At 72.8% G+C, this 18,362-nt stretch carries 18 protein-coding genes; 4 read left to right on the forward strand and 14 right to left on the reverse strand.

Annotated elements, in window-relative coordinates; all coding sequences use genetic code 11:
• Positions 1–4: 4 nt before the first annotated feature.
• The 7 genes from arfB to ACQPYE_RS39280 form a co-directional block, all read right to left on the reverse strand.
• Positions 5–433, reverse strand: coding sequence for an alternative ribosome rescue aminoacyl-tRNA hydrolase ArfB (gene arfB, locus ACQPYE_RS39250; RefSeq protein WP_498718151.1), 429 nt, complete (start codon positions 431–433; stop codon positions 5–7).
• 9 nt (positions 434–442) lie between these two features.
• Positions 443–1,231, reverse strand: coding sequence for a hypothetical protein (locus ACQPYE_RS39255; RefSeq protein ID WP_498718152.1), 789 nt, complete (start codon positions 1,229–1,231; stop codon positions 443–445).
• Positions 1,228–1,722: a SigE family RNA polymerase sigma factor gene (locus tag ACQPYE_RS39260; protein ID WP_498718154.1), complete on the reverse strand. Its 495-nt coding sequence runs from the start codon at positions 1,720–1,722 to the stop codon at positions 1,228–1,230. The genes ACQPYE_RS39255 and ACQPYE_RS39260 overlap by 4 nt, the downstream gene beginning before the upstream one ends.
• Before the next feature lie 59 nt (positions 1,723–1,781).
• Complete coding sequence (gene purM, locus ACQPYE_RS39265; protein WP_498718155.1) at positions 1,782–2,858, reverse strand: phosphoribosylformylglycinamidine cyclo-ligase; 1,077 nt, start codon at positions 2,856–2,858, stop codon at positions 1,782–1,784.
• A 59-nt stretch (positions 2,859–2,917) separates the two neighbouring features.
• Positions 2,918–4,450, reverse strand: a complete 1,533-nt coding sequence (gene purF / locus ACQPYE_RS39270; RefSeq protein ID WP_498718156.1) for an amidophosphoribosyltransferase — start codon at positions 4,448–4,450, stop codon at positions 2,918–2,920.
• Between the two features lie 115 nt (positions 4,451–4,565).
• Positions 4,566–5,297 carry a maleylpyruvate isomerase N-terminal domain-containing protein gene (locus ACQPYE_RS39275; protein WP_498718157.1) on the reverse strand — a complete coding sequence of 244 codons (732 nt, stop codon included), beginning with the start codon at positions 5,295–5,297 and terminating at the stop codon, positions 4,566–4,568.
• A gap of 171 nt (positions 5,298–5,468) precedes the next feature.
• Entirely contained in the window at positions 5,469–6,464 is a 996-nt protein-coding gene (locus tag ACQPYE_RS39280) for a hypothetical protein (protein ID WP_498718158.1), read from the reverse strand.
• Positions 6,465–6,632: 168 nt separating this feature from the next.
• On the opposite strand from ACQPYE_RS39280, the gene ACQPYE_RS39285 reads away from it, so the two are divergent.
• Together ACQPYE_RS39285 and ACQPYE_RS39290 are read left to right on the forward strand one after the other, a co-directional pair.
• The gene (locus ACQPYE_RS39285) at positions 6,633–6,938 is read left to right on the forward strand and encodes a DUF2563 family protein (protein WP_498718159.1); all 306 of its coding nucleotides are present in this window, start codon (positions 6,633–6,635) and stop codon (positions 6,936–6,938) included.
• Positions 6,935–8,917 carry an alpha/beta hydrolase gene (locus tag ACQPYE_RS39290; RefSeq protein WP_498718160.1) on the forward strand — a complete coding sequence of 661 codons (1,983 nt, stop codon included), beginning with the start codon at positions 6,935–6,937 and terminating at the stop codon, positions 8,915–8,917. Before ACQPYE_RS39285 ends, ACQPYE_RS39290 begins: the two co-directional genes overlap by 4 nt.
• On the opposite strand, the gene ACQPYE_RS39295 is transcribed toward ACQPYE_RS39290, so the two are convergent.
• From ACQPYE_RS39295 to ACQPYE_RS39320, 6 genes are all read right to left on the reverse strand, one after another.
• Entirely contained in the window at positions 8,914–9,255 is a 342-nt protein-coding gene (locus tag ACQPYE_RS39295; RefSeq protein ID WP_498718161.1) for a hypothetical protein, read from the reverse strand. The genes ACQPYE_RS39290 and ACQPYE_RS39295 overlap by 4 nt on opposite strands.
• 14 nt (positions 9,256–9,269) lie before the next feature.
• Positions 9,270–9,647: a sterol carrier family protein gene (locus ACQPYE_RS39300; protein WP_123745042.1), complete on the reverse strand. Its 378-nt coding sequence runs from the start codon at positions 9,645–9,647 to the stop codon at positions 9,270–9,272.
• 167 nt (positions 9,648–9,814) lie between these two features.
• Positions 9,815–10,621 carry an ESX secretion-associated protein EspG gene (locus tag ACQPYE_RS39305; RefSeq protein ID WP_498718162.1) on the reverse strand — a complete coding sequence of 269 codons (807 nt, stop codon included), beginning with the start codon at positions 10,619–10,621 and terminating at the stop codon, positions 9,815–9,817.
• Between the two features lie 77 nt (positions 10,622–10,698).
• Positions 10,699–12,012: a PPE domain-containing protein gene (locus ACQPYE_RS39310; RefSeq protein ID WP_498718163.1), complete on the reverse strand. Its 1,314-nt coding sequence runs from the start codon at positions 12,010–12,012 to the stop codon at positions 10,699–10,701.
• A gap of 83 nt (positions 12,013–12,095) precedes the next feature.
• Positions 12,096–12,488, reverse strand: coding sequence for a transcriptional regulator (locus ACQPYE_RS39315; protein ID WP_498718164.1), 393 nt, complete (start codon positions 12,486–12,488; stop codon positions 12,096–12,098).
• Between the two features lie 107 nt (positions 12,489–12,595).
• Complete coding sequence (locus tag ACQPYE_RS39320) at positions 12,596–13,180, reverse strand: DUF3558 domain-containing protein (RefSeq protein ID WP_498718165.1); 585 nt, start codon at positions 13,178–13,180, stop codon at positions 12,596–12,598.
• 153 nt (positions 13,181–13,333) lie between these two features.
• On the opposite strand from ACQPYE_RS39320, the gene ACQPYE_RS39325 reads away from it, so the two are divergent.
• Together ACQPYE_RS39325 and ACQPYE_RS39330 are read left to right on the forward strand one after the other, a co-directional pair.
• Entirely contained in the window at positions 13,334–15,181 is a 1,848-nt protein-coding gene (locus ACQPYE_RS39325) for a glycoside hydrolase family 15 protein (protein ID WP_498718166.1), read from the forward strand.
• On the forward strand, positions 15,178–16,200 hold the full coding sequence (locus ACQPYE_RS39330) for a glucose 1-dehydrogenase (protein WP_498718167.1): 1,023 nt from the start codon (positions 15,178–15,180) through the stop codon (positions 16,198–16,200). Before ACQPYE_RS39325 ends, ACQPYE_RS39330 begins: the two co-directional genes overlap by 4 nt.
• Here the strand turns inward: ACQPYE_RS39330 and ACQPYE_RS39335 are convergent.
• The gene (locus ACQPYE_RS39335; protein ID WP_498718168.1) at positions 16,197–18,356 is read right to left on the reverse strand and encodes a putative bifunctional diguanylate cyclase/phosphodiesterase; all 2,160 of its coding nucleotides are present in this window, start codon (positions 18,354–18,356) and stop codon (positions 16,197–16,199) included. The two genes, ACQPYE_RS39330 and ACQPYE_RS39335, sit on opposite strands and share 4 nt — an antisense overlap.
• Between the last annotated feature and the right edge of the window lie 6 nt (positions 18,357–18,362).

The raw sequence follows: 18,362 nt of genomic DNA on the forward strand, positions 1-18,362 counted from the left end.
CCGGCTAGTCCCAGCCACCGCCGCGACGGCCCTGCTTCGTCTGGGCGCGGCGCTTCTTCTCCGCGATGCGGCGCTCCTTCGAGCCCCTGGTCGGCTTGGTCGGCCGGCGCACCGGCGCGGGCGCGGCGGCGGCGTCACGCAGGAGGCGGGCCAACCGCTCGCGAGCCGCCTGCCGGTTCTGCAACTGCGCCCGGTGCTCGCTCGCGGTCACCGTGAGCACGCCGTCCACCAGGCGTTTTTCGAGGCGGCCGAGCATCCGGGCGCGCAACCACTCCGGCACGGACGGCGAGGCAGCCAGGTCGAAGCTCAGCTCGACCCGGCTGTCCGCCGTGTTCACACCCTGGCCACCGGGGCCGGAGGACCGGGAGAACCGCTCGCTCAACTCGGCCGCCGGTATCACCAGCGTCCGCGTCACGGTCAAGTCCTCGGCCACCCGTACAGGTTAGAAGACCAGACCCGGGACGGTCGCCAGCTTTACCAGCTCGTCCATCGTCAGCGGTTGCGAGCCGACCGAGCCGGGCATCCGGTCGTAGGGCCCGTTGCTGCGGTCCTCGATCCCGGAGGAGGACACCATCAACGTGTTGCCGTCCGGGAGTCTCAGGATGACCGCGAAGGGCTCACCCGGGAAGTCCGGGGCCGACTCCACCTTGTACTCGCGGCCGTCGTCCGTGGTCCGCTCCTCACACGTCTCGGCACCCGATGTCGGGAAGCTCGACTCCTCGCAGCCCTTGTAGGCATACCGGGACAGCCTCACCCACACCTGGACGCTCCCCCTGGCGCCGAACATCTCGGCCCCGGCCTGGTAGTCGGACTCCGACGGCTCGAACTCCCAGTTGTCGGCCGTCGCCTTGGGCGAACGCGGCACCGGGGTGAAGCCCTCCGGGATCACGCCGGCCCCACGCAGGATCTCCGTCAGCTCCGCCGCGTGCTCCGCCGTGGCGGGATAGGGGTTCGGGGGAGGCCCGATCAGGTCCGAAGGCGTGACGACGCGGGCCGGCGACGGCGTTGTGCTCACCTGCCCCGCGTCCGGACCTCCACCACCACCGCCGCCGCCGGGCATCGTCACGGCGGGCACCACCACCACGGCCACCGCCGCGACCGCGGCCAGGGCGACGAACGCGTAGCGGGTGGTGACCCCACGCCTGCCCGCCTTCACCAACGCGGGCTTGTCGATGGTCATCGGCGGCTCGTCGACGAACGCGGTGGCCAGGACTTCCTTGATGTCGCTCATCGCTGCTCCTCCAGGACGTCGTGCCCGAGAAGGTCGCGCAGCGCGGCCAAGCCCTTGGCCGACTGGCTCTTCACGGTGCCTTCGGTGCGACCGAGGAGACGCGCGGTCTCGGTGACGCTCAGGTCTTCCCAGTAGCGCAGCACCACCACCGTCCGCTGCCCCACCGGTAACGAGGCCAGCGCGCGGCGCACGTCGAAGTCGGACGACGACGTGCCGGCCACCGCGGTGTCCGGGACCGCGTCGACCACCGTCTCCCGCCGCCGGAACGCCCGCCGCGAGTCGTCGATGGCCGCGCGGACCAGCACTTTCCGGGCGTAGGCATCGGGTGAGACGTCCCGCCTGACCCTCGGCCAGGCGACGTACAGCTTGGTCAGCGCCGTCTGCACCAGGTCTTCGGCGCGGTGCCAGTCGCCGCACAGCAGGTACGCGGTCCTCCGCATCACCAGCGCGCGGGCGTCGACGTACTCGTCGAACTCACGATCGCGATCCACTCGGCCCCTCCTCGGTCGCCGCTTAGTACGCGGCGGCGACCGCTGGAGGTTGCCGTCGGCTAGAACCGCGGGTGCTCGCCCACCAGGGCGGCGCCCGGCTGGTCCGAGCGCACCACGTCGCCGAGCACCCACGCGGGCACGTGGCGGGCCGTGAGCACGGCCAGCGAGCGGTCGACGTCCTCGGGCGCGACCACGGCGACCATGCCGACGCCCATGTTGAACGTCTTCTCCATCTCCTCGCGCTCCACCCGGCCGCGCTGCGCGATCAGGGCGAACACGGGGGCGGGCGTCCAGGTGCCGCGGTTCAGCTCGGCGCGCAGGCCCTCGGGCAGCACGCGGGCCAGGTTCGCGGCCAGGCCACCGCCCGTGACGTGGGCGAACGTGCGCACCTCGGCCTCGGCGGCCAGCGCGAGGCAGTCCTTGGCGTAGATCCGGGTCGGTTCGAGCATCTCCTCGCCGAGGGTGCGGCCGAACTCCTCGACGTGGCCCTCCAGCGGCATCCGGGCGATGTCCAGCAGCACGTGCCGCGCCAAGGAGTACCCGTTCGAGTGCAGGCCGGACGAGCCCATGGCGATCACCACGTCACCCGCGCGCACCCGGTCCGGGCCGAGCATCGCGGACGCCTCGACCACGCCCACGCCCGTGCCGGAGATGTCGTAGTCGTTCGCGCCCATCAGGCCCGGGTGCTCGGCGGTCTCGCCGCCCAGCAGCGCGCACCCGGCCAGCACGCAGCCCTCGGAGATGCCCTTGACCAGCGCCGCGACCTTGTCCGGGTCGACCCGGCCGATCGCGATGTAGTCCTGCATGAACAACGGCTCCGCGCCGCACACCACGAGGTCGTCCACGACCATCGCGACCAGGTCGATGCCGACCGTGTCGTGCTTGTCCAACGCCTGCGCGACCGCGATCTTGGTGCCGACGCCGTCGGTCGAGGACGCGAGCACCGGCTCCTTCCAGCGGTCGAGCTTGAGCTGGAACAACCCCGCGAAGCCGCCGATGCCACCGAGCACCTCGGGACGCTGCGCCTTGGCCGCCCACGGCTTGAGCTTCTCCACCGCCTCGTCGCCGGCTTCGATGCTTACTCCAGCTGCGGCGTAGGTCGCCTTGGCGCTGTCCGTCACGTCTCTGAGCTCCACGTTCCAGGCATCCACATTCAGGGCATCTGTCTCGGGCGAGCGCCCGGCACCGCCGACGATCAGGGGCGTTGCAGGGCGTCCTCGGCACCGTACCCGTTCGTCAGGACGGGGGTCGCCGAGCCCGCGACGCCCCGGATCCCCTCGAGCAGGTGCTTGCCGATCAGCGCGTCGTCGGGCAGCGGGATCGGGTACTCGCCGTCGAAGCACGCCGTGCACAGCCGCGTCTTGGGCTGCTCGCTGGCCGCGATCAGCTCCTCCAGCGACACGTAGCCCAGCGAGTCCGCGCCGACCGAGCGGCGGATGCCGTCGGTGTCCAGGCCGTTGGCGATCAGCTCGGCCCGGGAGGCGAAGTCGATGCCGTAGAAGCACGGCCACTTGACCGGCGGCGACGCGATCCGCACGTGCACCTCCAGCGCACCCGCCTCGCGCAGCATCCGGACCAGGGCGCGCTGCGTGTTGCCGCGCACGATCGAGTCGTCCACCACGACCAGGCGCTTGCCGCGGATCACGTCCCGCAGCGGGTTCAGCTTCAGCCGGATGCCCAGCTGGCGGATCGTCTGCGACGGCTGGATGAACGTGCGGCCGACGTAGGCGTTCTTGACCAGGCCCGAGCCGTACGGGATGCCGCTGGCCTGCGCGTACCCGATGGCGGCCGGTGTGCCGGACTCGGGCACCGGGATGACCAGGTCGGCCTCCACCGGGTGCTCCACGGCCAGCCGGCGGCCGATCTCGACGCGGGTGGCGTGCACCGAGCGGCCGGCGATCGTGGTGTCCGGTCGGGCCAGGTAGACGTACTCGAAGATGCAGCCCTTGGGCTCGGGGGTGGCGAACCGGCTGGACCGCAGGCCGTTCTCGTCGATCGCGATCAGCTCGCCCGGCTCGACCTCGCGGACGAACGACGCGCCGACGATGTCCAGCGCCGCCGTCTCGCTGGCGACGACCCAGCCGCGCTCCAGCCTGCCCAGCACCAGCGGGCGCACGCCCTGCGGGTCGCGGGCCGCGTAGAGGGTGGACTCGTCGGAGAACGTGAGGCAGAACGCGCCGCGCAGCGTCGGCAGGAGCTCCAGCGCCGCCTGCTCGATGCCGATGTCGGCGGCCTGCGCGGCGAGCAGGCCGCAGATCAGGTCGGAGTCGGTGGTGGCGCCGTGGCTGGTGTCCACGCCGACCTCGCGCGCCTTCACCATCAGCTCGGCGGTGTTCACCAGGTTGCCGTTGTGGCCGAGCGACAGGCCCGAGCCGGTGGCCGTGGTGCGGAACGTCGGCTGCGCGTTCTCCCACGTGGTGGAGCCGGTGGTGGAGTAGCGGCAGTGGCCGACGGCGACGTGGCCGCGCAGCGCCTGGAGCACCTGCTCGTCGAACACCTGGCTGACCAGCCCGAGGTCCTTGAAGACCACCACCTGGCTGCCGTCGCCGACCGAGATGCCGGCGGCTTCCTGGCCGCGGTGCTGCAGGGCGTAGAGGCCGAAGTACGTGAGCTTGGCGACCTCCTCGCCGGGCGCCCACACGCCGAACACCCCGCATTCTTCGCGGGGTTCGCGTTCTTCCTGGGTGTCGGGGTCAATGCGGCCGGTTGCTGAATGGTCGGTGACCACCGGGTTGCTCCCTAACGACGAGGGTGGGCTGCACCATCGAGTGTAAGGCTGTCGGGGGGTGCACCACCCCCCTCAGCCCCCCTCCGACGTGACGAAACGCACCCTCGCCGGTCGGTCAGTCGAGCTTCAGCGCGAACCAGACCCGCTCGTCACCGGTGTGCTTGAGCGGCAGGCGGCCCCACAGCCCGTAGTGCACGAGCTGCGCCTCGCCGGTGACCTGGAGGTCGGTCTCCTCGCCCGGCCAGGCCGCCCGCACCTCCGGCACGACGCCCGGCGCGAACGTCACCACCCACGCCTCGGGCACGTCCGTGAGCTGGACCAGGGCGGTGCCCCCGGTCCTCGGCGGCACGTCGGTCGCGTACTTGGCGGCGAGGAGCGTGGTGAGCGCCTCGTCGATGCCGTCCACGGCGAAGTCCGCGTCGCCCACCACCAGTTCCCGCAGGGCCGCCTGGGCGTCCCAGCGGCGGAGGTCCAGCTCGTGCGCGATCCGCCGGTGCCAGACCCACGCGAGGTCCGGCGCGGCGGGCGAGAACGTCCAGGTCGCCCGGTTGCCCGGGATGACGGGCAGCAGCTCGGCCGCCTTGGCGAGCTGGGTGTCCAGGTACGCCAGCGGCTCCACCTCGGCCGGTGGGCGCGGCAGGCGGAGCTGGACGGGGCTGCCGGTGCGGAGGTACTCCAGCGACGTCTCCAGGAACCTGCCGACGTGCAGCGCCAGGTCGGTGAACGTCCAGCCGGGGCAGCTGGGCACCTTGGCGGTGGGGTCGGCCTTCCCGACCGCCGCCCGGAACATCTCCGCCTGCGCGGTGAAGACCTCGGTCCACCGCTGGGTGGTCCAACCTCCAGGCACGTCCAGCCTCCCGCTTGAGTCGATCGGTGCGCGGCCATCGTGCCGCACGGGACGCCGTCCCGGCGGTGGAAGGCCGACCTTCCCCCTTGTCGACGCGGGGACCGGGCCGCCGGTGCCGTCGGATCACGACGACCTCCCGGTGCGACCCGGTGGGACGCGGGCGGACCCCGGTCACCAGGGCCGGTCGGGGTCTTCGCCGCGGGCCACGGCGTCCAACCGCGCCACGGCCTCGTCCCACCACCGGGCCAGGTCGCCGACCTCGAACTCCCAGGCGAGCGGTTCCACGATGGTCGTCTCGGCGTCGGTCTCGGGCTCGACGGCTCCAGCGCGCTCGACGGGTTCGACGGGTCCGGTGGCGGGCTCGGCGGCGGGCTCGGCGGCGACGTGGGCGTACACGCGCTCGGTGAACGCGGGCCAGGCGGCGGGCGACTCGGTGACGCCGGGCCGGTCGAGGGTGTGGGCGAACCGCGACCCGCCCGCGACGGGGTGCGCGTGCACCGGCTCGTGGAGGTGACCGGCGAAGAACGCGTCCGCGTGCTCGCCGCGCGGCTCGGACCACGGCTCGGCCCACGGCCCGGACCGCGGTTCCGCGCACGGCTCGACCCACGGCTCGGCGCACGGTTCCGTCCACACCTCCGACCACGACTCGGCGGACTCGGACCACGCCTCCGCCCACGGCTCGGGCACCACCTCGGACGTGGTCTCGAGCGCGGTCTCGGGCGCGGTCCGCACCCACGCCTCGGGCCACACCTCGGGCTCCGCCGGGTCGTGCGCCGCGCCGTTCGGCAACGCGTAGTCGCTCGCCGGCGCGTGCTCGTCGATCCACCGGCGGTCGTCGGGGTGCAGCGGATCAGGGGATTGGGCCGTTCGGGGTGGCGGGTCCAGCGCGCCCCACGCCGGCGTGCGCGAGGCCTCGCGGCGGTCGCGCACCGGGGTGCGCGGCCGTGGCACGGAGCCGGTCGGCAGGTCGACGAGACCGGTGGCGACGTAGTCCGCGAGCTCGGACTTCCAACGACGCCAACGGATCTGGCCGGGGGTGAGCATCCGGTGGCGCGCCTTGGCGGGCTTGCGGATCAGGAAGACCACGAGGAATCGGCGGAGCCGGTCCGTCGCGTCGCGGAGCGCGTGGAAGGCCACGACCCGGGGTATCGGGAGCAAAAGTGTCATGTGTCAATGGTCGAACTGCTGTTCGACGCAGGCAAGATCACCTTCGAGTGATCACCAACGGGGGGCTTGCGCCACCTCCTTGGCCCGAGGGGCGGGGAACCGGGAAGGGTGACGATGCGTCACATCGCCAGCGGCTAGCGGCACGAAGGGTGGGCAATCGTGTTCGGGGTGCGACCAGAGACGTTGCGCGAGGCGTCCAAGCAGTTCCACGAAGGCGCGGACGCGGCCGGGGACGGCGCGGAGATGATCTCCATGCTGAGGCTGGACGCCGACGCGCTCGGCCAGGTGCCCGCGGCGGCGGAGTTCGTCGACGCGCTGGCCAAGTGGTCCGGCGAGCAGTCCGACGACCTGCGCCGGGGCAGCGCCTGGTACCGCGACGCCGGTGACGGCCTCAACGAGAACGCCGAGGCCTACCAGCGCGCGGACGACGACTCGAACACCTCGTTCCGCGGCATCGAAGGGGGCATGGCGTGAGCTACACCGACCCCGAGGTCCTGTACGGGCAGCTGGCCGCGGGCGACGCGGGCCGGGTCGCCGCCGCCGCCGACCCCATCACCGGCGCGATGAGCGCCGTCGAGCGCGCGGGGCAGTCGGTCTCCTCGGGTGGCCGCACGGCGACCTCCACCTGGCAGGGCGACGCCTCGGCGAGCTTCGGCGCCCGCGCCGAGCTGTCCACGAAGTCCGCCACCGTCGCCGGTGAGCGGCTGGGCGCCGGCTCGGACATCGTCCAGGCCGCGTCCCGCGCCTACGGCCAGATGCGCGGCAGCGCCGACCAGCTGATCGACTTCTGGCGCGGACGCTCGCCCGCGTTGGACGAGGCGCAGACCCGTGAGCTGGCCGGCCGCGTCAACGAACAGCTCAACAACGTCAAGACCGGCTACGAGCGCGTGCTCCGCTCGTACGCCGACGCGCTCACCAAGGTCCGCCCCGGCTTCGAGGAGACCGCGGGCAAGGACTCCGGGTGGAACACCGCCGTCGCGGCCATGCGCACCGGCGCGACCGTGCCCGGTCCGGGCGCCGACCCCAAGCAGGTCGCCGCCTGGTGGAAGTCGCTGACCAAGGAGCAGCAGGACGAGCTGCTGCGCACCAGGTTCCAGGAGCTCGGGCAGCTGCGCGGTCTCCCGTCCGGCGTGCTGGACCAGGCCAACCGGATGCGCATCGAGGACGACGTCCAGCGCTTCGGCGACCAGCGCGACCAGCTCGACGCGGAGCTGGCCGCGCGGGCGCGGGAGCTGGGTCTGGACCCGGACGACTCCGGCGACATGACCAAGCTCCTGAACGACGAGCGGTACGCGTCGCTCACCGAGCAGCGCCAGGAGGTCGCCACCAAGGCGGAGAACGCGCAGAAGGCGCGGAGCAGCCTCGACGAGGCGATCACCATCGCCCGTGACAAGGGCTGGGACGCGAGCGACGTCCGCGTGCTCGCCTACGACCCGTACGGTCCGCGCGGCGACGGCGGCATGGCGGTCGCGTACGGCGACCCCGACACCGCGGCGAACCTCGCGGTCTGCGTGCCGGGCACCGGTTCCGACATGGGCAGCTTCGGCCTCGGCCAGTCCGCGAACCTGCGCGAGCAGATGGGCGCGAACGGCAACGCCACCATCCAGTGGCTCGGTTACGACGCGCCCGGCTGGGCGCCCGGCGAGGTCGACAACCCGGCCCAGGCCCGCGAGGGCGGCGCGAACCTCGTCGCCGACGTCAACGGCTACCGCGCCGCCGCCGAGGCCGCCGGCCACGACCCGCACGTCACGGTGATCGGTCACTCCTACGGCTCCACCGCGGTCGGCTACGCGGGCATGAACGGCCTCGCGGCGGACGACATCGCGTTCGTCGGCTCGCCCGGCGTCGGCGCGTCGAACGTCGGCCAGCTCTCCGCCGGCCCCGGTCACGTCTACGTCGGCGCGACCGAGCACGACCCGGTGGTGCAGGGCACCAGCTCCAGCTGGTTCACCGAGGACGGCTCCTCGATCGGCCCGTACGACGACCGGTTCGGCGCGCGGACCTTCGGCACCACCGACGGCACGTCCCTGCTCGGCGCGCACTCCGAGTACTACACGAAGGACTCGGAGTCGGTGCAGAACCTGGCCCGGATCGCGACCGGCGACGGCGGCTCGGTGACCTCGCAGGACTGGGACGAGAACCCGCTCGGCCCGTCACTGCCCGGCTCGCACCTCCCCGGCGTCGGGCCGGTGGTCGACTTCGTCGGCGGCACGGCCGTCGGCGCGGCGGACCTGGCGGTCGACGCGGGCACCGGGCTCTGGAACGCCGGTCGCGAGGCGGTGAGCGGCAACTGGTCCGAGGCGGGCACCGGCCTGCTCAACACGGGCAAGGAGGTCGTCAACGACGCCGTGGACGTGGTGGTGGGCGGTGTCGGCGACGTGGTCGAGCTGGGCCGCGACGCGGTCGAGGGCGTCGGCAAGGCCTGGGACAAGACCGTCGGGTCCTGGTTCTAGGCCTGCCGGCAGGGCCCGACCTCGGTCTTCGGCTCGACGCCGTCGAGGTTGTTGTCCTCGACCTGGCGCACCTTGCAGATCACCGCGTCACCGACCTCGACACCCGCCGGGAACTGGTCGAGGTCCGCCCCGGCCGACGGGATGGACACGATGGCGCCGGGGTCCTCCTGGTCGAGTTCGAGGACCGCGCGGGCCGGCAGGGTGCGGTTCGGGGTCACCTCGGTCGCCTCGGTGATCCGGGTGACCTTGAACCGGACCTCCTCCTCCCACTCCGCGCCGCAACCGACGAGCAGGGTGCCGACCGCGAGGGTGGCGAGACACGCCTTGAGCGCCTTCACGCGGTCGAGCTTAGCTAGAAGCGGAGCACCGGGAGGAGGGTTGAGAGATCGGCCCGGCTCCCGGACGCGGTGACCTTCGCGTCCCCGACCGCGTCCGCCCACCCGAGCCGGCCGACGGCCAGCTCCAGCCACGTGCGCGGGTCGGTCTCGACCACGTTCGGCGGCGTGCCCCGGGTGTGCCGGGGACCGGCCACGCACTGCACGGCGGCGAACGGCGGCACCCGCACCTCCACGCTGCGGCCCGGCGCGACCTGCTCCAACGTCCGCAGGCTCAGCCGCACGGCCGCCGCGAGCACCGGTCGGGCCGGCTGCTCCGCCTCGCCGGCGAGCCAGGGCAGCACGGCCTCGACCGCGGCGCGAACCTCGTGGGGGTCAACGGACTTCGACGGCATCCGCCCAGGCTATCGCCGCACGCACGACCACCGGGCACACGACCACCGAGCGCGATCACCGGGCGTACAACCACCGGGCACACGACCACCGGGTGCGTGACCGCCGCGCACGACCGCCATGCGCGCGGTCGTCATCAGGCGTTGTCGTGCAGGGTGCAGGCGCGGGGTCAGATCTTTGCCGCGCGCACCGCTTCGGCGAGCAGTTCCTCGACCTGGTGCACGAGCCGGCGCGAGTCGGTCGGGCTGAACGTGCTCCAGGGCGCGGTGCCGTTCGACGCCCGCCGCTGTTGCAGGTAGCGGCCTTCCTCGGTGTCGAAGAACGCGACCACGCGGTCCGGCCGGCACCGCTTGCCGTACCGGTCGCGGGCCGCCGCGCCGAAGTTGCCGGTGTGCACGAGCCCGGTGAACATCTTCACCAGCGTGGCGGCGTCCTCCTGGCGCACGCCGTGTCGGCGCAACGAGTTCTCCAGGCCCTTGGGCGAGCCGTCGGACTCCTTGACCGCGGCCTCCAGGTCGGCGCTCGGCATGGTGACCGAGTGCCCGGCGCCGGCCGGGTGCGAGGGCAGCGCGCCCAGCACCGCCGACGGCAGGCCGCTGCCCGCCGCGCGTCGGAACGTGAGCCGGTTGTCGGCCAACGTGGCCACCGCGCCGTCGTCGCCGTTGGCCACGGCCAGCACCCGCACGCTCTTGCCGATCCACACCCGGCCGTCGACCTCGCGCTCCGGCCTGTTGAACAGCCGCAGCAGGTGGTCGAGCTCCGGGTGCAGCCCGGTCGGGCCGCCGAGACCGCGCGCGCCGATGCCCTGCCAGACGCGTCGTTCGAGGTCGGCCCGATCGGCGTGGGTCCTGCCCGGCGACGGCACCTTGATCACCAACGGCATCTGGCCCAGGTCGAGCCGCTCCCAGAGCACGTCGAACTCCTCGGCCGAGAGCTCGACCGGCTCCCGCTCCGCGGTCCCCCCGAAATACGTCACCGACATCCCCGTCCCCTGAACGCCGGACACGGGCCCGCGTCGTGTCGACGCGAGCCCGTGCACCGGAGGATCGAACCCTACTGGGGCACTTCCCCGATCACCGGCGGCGCGACGAGCCGGTCGTCGCCGAACACGTCGTTCGTCTCGACCAGGTAGTCGGCTGCCTTGTGCTCGATGTCGTCCTCGCCGTCACCGCCCTGCGCGCCGGCCGCCCCACCGGCCATGCCGGGACCGCCCGCACCCGGACGACCCGCCGCGCCGGGACCACCGGCGTGGGGACCGAAGCCGCCCGCGCCCGCGGCGCCGCCACGACCGGGCAGACCGGACGGGTTGGCGCCGCCGGGCACACCGCCGCCCGCACCGGGCATGCCGGAGCCGGGCACACCGCCCATGCCCGGCACACCGGGGCGCACACCGCCGGGACCACCAGGACCACCGGGACCGTGGGGGCCGGGACCGCCGGGCATGCCCGGCATGCCGGGTCCACGACCGGTCGGCAGACCGGGACGCGGAGGACCACCGGGACCGGTCGGCACCCTCGGCGGGACCTGCGGGCCGCTGGTCGGCGGCTTCGGCGGGGTCCACGTGGGAGGCGGCAGCGGGCCGACGACGGGCGGTCGCACCGGCGGGTTCACCGGCGGCGTGACCGAAGGCGGCGGCACCGTCGGGGTGCCGGTCGTCGGCGGCGCCCACGAGGTGTTCGTGGTGCCACCCGTGCCGGGCACGAAGCCGGGCTGCGACACGGGCGCGCCGGTCGACGGCGGGGCCCACGACGTGGTCGTCGTGCCACCCCCACCACCCGGCGGCGTCCACGTCGGGGTGGAGTTGTAGCTCGCGCTCGTGTTGTTGAACTCACCCGCGCCGGCCGGCGGCGGGGTGTCGATCACGACCTTCGGCGGCGGGACGAACTTGCCCAGCGTGTCGGCGTTCCACTCGCTGCTGGACTGGTAGTTGTTCATCACCTCGACAGCCTTGGCCTCGGCGTTGTCCTGCGCCGCTTCCTGCTGCTCGTGGTCCTGCTGCTGCTTGATGACGTGCATCATCCCGACGGGACCGGTCAGCCCGCCGAGGAGCTTGTCGCCGAGGGACGGCGCCTCGGTGGTCACCGGGACCGGCTCGGGCATCTCCTTGCGGGCGTTCGCGATGTAGTCCGCCTGCAACTGGGCGGAGGTCTCCATCGTGCCCGAACCCCGCTGGGCGTCCGACGCCCACTCGGCGAGCGGCGACAGCGTGGCCGTCGTGGAGTCGGCGGTGTCGCCCTCCCAGCTCGCGCCGAGCTTGGCGAGCCCCTGCTGGATCGAGGTGTCGATCTCGCCCAGGGCCTCGGACAGGGACTTCCAGGAGTCCTCGAGCGGCCGGGACGCGGCGACGCCCGGTCCCTCGTTGATCATCCGGTGGAGATCGGGGTGGGCATATCCGCGCCAGCGGTGGTCACCCATCGTGCTCGCCCCCTCGGGTGCGTAGGTCGGCAAGGTCAGCGGTTGTCGATGCGTCCCCAGGACGCGGTGTTGTCGCCTTCGACCTGCCGGTAGTCGGCCTCGATCGCGGTGAGCTGGTCGACCACGAGCTGGAGCTGCTCGCGGTAGGCCTTGAGGGCCGTCAGACCGGCCGTGTCACCCGCTTCGAAGGTGTCCTGGTTGAACCGGTCGGCGGTCTCGTTGCTCACCGGGTCGCCCGCCCACGGCTTCGCCCTCAGCTGCGCGATCGCCACCCGGAGCTTCCCGTCCAGCTGGTTCAGCGCGTCCGTGAACACCTTCCGCGCGTCCGGGATCGCCGAGGGCTCGATGCTGAGCTTCCGCTGCGCCCCGCTGTAGTCGGGAAGCGTCGTCGGCGTCGATCCTCCGCCACCACCATCCGCGATGAACACGGCACACCCCTCCTCAGTGCTGCACATACCCCAGCGTGTGCATCTGGGACGACTTTAGCTCTGATGCGTGACGCGGGTGAGCGGTTCCCTCCGCAAAGGGAGCAGTTCTACTTGGCCACGTTGGTCACGACGGCCGCGGCGAGTGGCTGAACGATCCGGCAGAGGGCCGTGAGGTCGACCTCGCCGAGGCTGAACGCGCCCACGTCGACCACCTGGCCGTCCGAGACGTCCACCGTGACCGAGCAGGACAGGCCGAGGGCGGTGTCCGCCTCGACCAGCAGCGCGGGGAAGCCGCCGACCTGGAGCCTGGTCACCTTGCCCTCCGACTCGGCGTAGTCGTCGATGCCGGCGGTGGTGTCGGCGGTGATGCCGACGAAGTGCTCGCGGTCGCCGCGGCTGATCGTGCAGCTCTTCTTGCCGGGCGCGTCGTCGTTCGGCTGCGGCGGCTGGTCCAGGCCGAACTCCGCGCGCTGCGCGTCCGTCAGCAGCGCGCACGGGTCGACGTCCTCGACGTCGACCGCCTTCGGGCGCTCGGCCGGCTCCGCCGCGGTCGAGCTCGGCTCGCCCGACCCGGACGTCCCGGCGGCGGTGGTCGTCGGCGTCGACCCGCCGGGGTTCGCCGACCCGTCCGTGGATTGCGAGCAGCCCCCGAGCAGGGCCAGGGCGGCGATGAGCGGCACGACACGGCGCATGAGGACCAACGTATCGGATCACCCTCACCCGCAAGGCGCATTGCCGACAACGCGACGCCCGGCCGGTGGTCGGCAGCCCGCGCAGCGGCACACCGGTCGTTCCGGGCGCGCAGCGCTGCGCGTGGGCGAACGCGGGTACGTAGGGTCGGCGGGGTGGGAGACACGGGACCTGGACGGATCGAGGACTACGCGCTGCTGTCGGATCTGCGGACGGCGGCCCTGGTGGGACGGGACGGGTCGATCGACTGGCTGTGCATGCCGCGGTTCGACTCGCCGTCCTGCTTCTCCCGGCTGCTCGGCACGGAGGACGACGGGCACTGGCGGATCGCGCCGACCGGCGAGGTGGTGTCGGTGCGGCGGTCCTACCGGGACGGCAGCCTGGTGCTGGAGACCGAGTTCGAGACCGTGGACGGCGTGGTGCGGCTGATCGACACCATGCCGCCCGAGCAGGACGACTGGGACGCCGACACGCGGGTGGTGCGCGTGCTGGAGGGCGTGACCGGGCAGGTCGAGATGTCGTTGCGGTGGGTGCTGCGGTTCGCCTACGGCGACTCGGTGCCGTGGGTGCGGCGCGGTGAGCGGGACGGGCAGGAGTGCATCGTCGCGCTCGCCGGCCCGTCCGCGGTCGCGCTGTACGGCGACCGGCTGCCGTACCGGGTGCACGGCAAGCGCGCGCACGAGGCGGAGTTCACCGTCTCGGCGGGCGAGCGGTTGTCGTGGGTGATGGAGTTCGCGTACTCGCCCGACGAGCCGCCCGCGCCGGTGGACGCGATGGCCGAGGTGGCGCGGTCCGAGGCGTTCTGGCTGGCCTGGTCGTCCCGGATCGGCTACGACGGGCCGCACGCGGCGGCCGTGCGGCGGTCGCTGATCACGTTGAAGGGCCTGTCGTACGCGCCGACCGGCGGGATCGTGGCCGCGCCGACCACGTCGCTGCCGGAGACGTTCGGCGGCGAGCGCAACTGGGACTACCGGTACTGCTGGCTGCGCGACGCCACGTTCACGTTGCTGGCGCTGGACAACTTCGGCTGCACGGACGAGGCGGCGGCGTGGCGCAAGTGGCTGCTGCGCGCCGTGGCGGGCGACCCGGCCGACCTCCAGATCATGTACGGCCTCGGCGGCGAGCGGCACCTGGTCGAGTGGGAGATCGACTGGCTGCCCGGCTACCGGGGTGCGAAGCCGGTGCGGGTCGGCAACGCCGCCTACCGGCAGTTGCAGCTGGACGTCTACGGCGAGGTGATGGACGCGCTGCACCTGGCCCGGGAGCGCGGGCTCGGCGAGACGCCGGACTCGTGGGCCATGCAGCGCGGCATGATGCGACACCTGGAGAAGGTGTGGGAGCAGCCGGACAAGGGGCTGTGGGAGGTGCGCGGGCCGGACCGGCACTTCACCCACTCGCGGGTGATGTTGTGGGTGGCGTTCGACCGGGCGGTGCGCGCGGTGGAGGAGTTCGGCCTGCCCGGTCCCGTGGAGCGGTGGCGCGAGCTGCGCGAGGCCGTGCACGCCGAGGTGCTGGCGAAGGGCTGGAACACCTCGCTGGGCGCGTTCACGCAGTACTACGGCGGCACCGGGCTGGACGCGGCCACGTTGCTGATCCCGGCCGTGGGCTTCCTGCCCGGCGACGACCCGCGCGTGATCGGCACCCTGGACGCGATCTCCCGGGTGCTCAAGCACGGCGACCTGGTGGACCGGTACGACACGGGGCACGGCCAGTCCGAAGTGGACGGGTTGGTCGGTGTCGAGGGAAGCTTCCTGGCGTGCTCGTTCTGGTACGTCGACGCGCTGGCGTTGGCCGGACGACGTGAGGAGGCGTTGGCGATGTACGACCGGCTCGTGGGCCTGTGCAACGACGTGGGGCTGTTGGCGGAGGAGTACGACGCGGGCACCGGGCGGATGCTCGGCAACTTCCCGCAGGCGTTCAGCCACCTGGCGCTGGTGAACAGCGCGGCCGTGCTGTTCGGCGGCCACACCCGCGACGAGCGCGACCGCGGCGGTGCGGCGTGAGGGCGGCGGAGGTCGTGCCCGGCGAGCCGTCGGCGTCCCGGGTGGTGGACCGCGAGGTCGCCCCGGTCGACGGCGAGCTGCTGGTGCAGGGCCTGCTGGCGGGCGTGTGCGGCACCGACGTGGAGATCGTGCGCGACGGTTTCGGCTCGTTGCCGCCAGGCCGGGAGCACATCGTGCCGTTCCACGAGTCACTCGGCCGGGTGATCAGCAGCCCGACGCCCGGGTTCGCGCCGGGCGACCTGGTGGCCGGGGTGGTGCGCCGACCCGACCCCGAGCCGTGCCCGGCGTGCGCGGTGGACGCGTGGGACTTCTGCCGCAACGGCAAGTACACCGAGCGCGGCATCAAGGAGCTCGACGGGTACGGCGCGCAGCGCTGGACCGTGCCGCCGAAGTTCGCCGTGAAGCTCGACCCGTCGCTGGGTGACGCGGGCGTGCTGACCGAGCCCGCGTCCGTGGTGGCCAAGGCGTGGGCGCAGGTGTCGGCGGTGGCCGAGCGGTCGCACCTGCCGGTCCGGTCGGCGCTGATCACCGGCGCGGGACCGATCGGCCTGCTGGCCGCGCTGCTCGGCGTGCAGCGGGGCTTGGCGGTGCACGTGGTGGACCGCGTCACCGACGGCCGCAAGCCGGACCTGGTCACCACGCTGGGCGCGACCTACCACTCCGACCTGGCCAAGGTCACCGCCGAGGTGGACGTGGCGATCGAGTGCACCGGCGTCCCGTCCCTGATCTGGGAGTGCGCCCGCCGCGCGTCGGTCACCGTCGTGGCGGGCATCTCGGGCGACCACGACCCCGTGCCGCTGGACCCGAGCGTGTTCGACGGCATGGTGCTGGGCAACAAGACGGTCTTCGGCACGGTCAACGCGGGCCTGCCGGACTACCTCGCGGCGGCCACGGCCCTCTCCGAAGCCAGCCGCCCGTGGCTGAACGGCCTGCTCACCCGCCGCGTGCCGCTGGACCGCTTCCCCGACGCCCTGGAGAAGGAGCCCGACGACGTGAAGGTGGTCGTCGACCTGGCCTAGCGGCGCAGGAGGTCGTCGATCTCCTCCGGCTTCATCGGCTTGGCGAAGAACCAGCCCTGGCCCGTGTCGCAGCCGATCCGGTGCAGGCGCTTGGCCTGCGCCGGGGTCTCGACGCCCTCCGCCGTGACGCCCAGTTGCAGCGCGTGGGCCAGCTGCACGAGCGTCGAGACGATCTGGGCGTCCACCGCGTCCTCCTCGTCCGCCGCGCGCAGGCCCTCCATGAACGAGCCCGCGATCTTCAGCTCGTGCACGGGCAGGTGCTTGAGGTAGGCCAGGTTCGAGTAGCCCGTGCCGAAGTCGTCGATCGCGATCCGCACGCCCATGTCCGACAACGCCCGCAGCGCCTCCAGCGGCTCGTCGGCGGTGCCCATGATGGCGCTCTCGGTCAGCTCCAGCTGGAGGTGGTGCGGCGGCAACGCGCACTCGTCCAGGATCCGCTTCACGTCCCGCACCAGCTCCGGGTCGCGGGACTGGCGCACGGCCAGGTTCACCGACACGAACGGCGCGGAGTCGCCGAACTCCTCCAGCCACCGCCGGGCCTGCTCGCACGCCCGCCGCAGCACCCACCGGCCCAGCGGGACGATCAGCCCGGTCTCCTCGGCCAGCTCGATGAACCGGTCCGGCGCCAGCCGCCCGAACTCCGGGTGCTGCCAGCGCACCAGGGCCTCGACGCCGACCACGGTGCTGTCCTCCAGCCGCACCAGCGGCTGGTAGTCCACGTAGAACTCGTCGCGCTCCAACGCCGCCGGCATCGTCGCCGACAGGGTGAACCGGGCGACCTCCTTGGCGTTGCGCTCCGGGTTGTACAGCGCCCACCGCGACTTGCCGTCCGCCTTCGCCCAGTACAGCGTGATGTCCGCGTCGCGCATCAGGTCGGCCGCCGTGGTGCCGGACAGCGCGCGCTCCACGATGCCGATCGACGCCGACACCGTCAGCTCGTGCCCGCCGATCCGGATCGGCGACTCCAGCTCCCGCAGCACGCGGTCGGCGACGTCGACGATGTCCTGCGTGTCCCGCGAGCCCTCCACCAGGATGACGAACTCGTCGCCACCCATCCGGGCGACCAGCTTGCCCTCGCCGGACACCGAGTGGTCCAGCCGCCGCCCCACCTCGACCAGCAGCTGGTCGCCGATGTCGTGGCCGAGGCTGTCGTTGATCACCTTGAACCCGTCCAGGTCCAGGTAGCACAGGCCGGCGCGGTGGCGCGCCCGGTTGTTGAACACGCGGCCGAGGCGCTCCAGGAACAGCGCCCGGTTCGGCAGGCCGGTCAGCGGGTCGTGCAGCGCCTGGTAGCGCAGCCGGTTCTGCAGCAGGTGCCGGTCGGTGACGTCCTCGATCATCGCCACCTGGTACTGCGGGTCGCCGTGGTCGTCGCGCACCAGCGACAGCGTCAGGTGGGTCCACACCTGCTCGCCGTCGGCCCGGCGGAACCGCTTCTCCACCCGGTAGTGGTCGCACTCGCCGGTGGTGAGCTGGTCGTACAGCCGCCAGACGCTGCCGCCGTCCTCCGGGTGCATCAGGTCGCGGATGTTGTACTGCCGCATCTCCTCGACGCTGAACCCCAGCATGTCCTGCAACGCCTGGTTCACGTCCAGGATCCGGCCCTCGACGTCGGCGATGCCGATGCCGATCGCGGCCTCGGTGAACATCGCCCGGAACCGCGCCTCGGACGCGCGCAACGCGGCCTCGGCCTGGTCGCGGGCGTCCAGCACGGCCGCGCGGATCGCCTCCTGCTCGGCCAGCGTGCGTTCGCGCAGCGCGCGGGCGTACCCGGCGGCCAACGCGCCCTGCAACGCGGCCAGCCGCGAGCGCATCAGCTCGTCCGGCTGGATGCCCAGCTCGACGAGCAGGTCGTCGCCGAGCAGCTGCACGGTGCGGCCCAGCGTGTCCGTGCCGGTGAAGTGCGCCTCGACCAGGCGCGCGCCGATCTCGTAGCCGGGCGCGGTGCGGAACGGGCTGGCGTGCAGGGCGTGCACCAGCACCTCGGTCAGCGCCTGGAGGTGCTCGGCGACCTCGGCCCGCGTCATGGGGACGTAGCTGCTCCCGATGACGGCGGTCGCCCAGGTGCGGGCGAAGGACTCCGCCCCGGCCAGTACGGCGGGGTCGAGGTTCGATCGGCCCGGTGCTGCCACCCGATGGTCAACCTGTTCCGTCATGTCCGC

Origin of the sequence: Actinosynnema sp. CA-299493, from assembly GCF_050946825.1 — a bacterium.
In the GTDB taxonomy this organism is placed as follows: Bacteria; Actinomycetota; Actinomycetes; order Mycobacteriales; family Pseudonocardiaceae; genus Actinosynnema.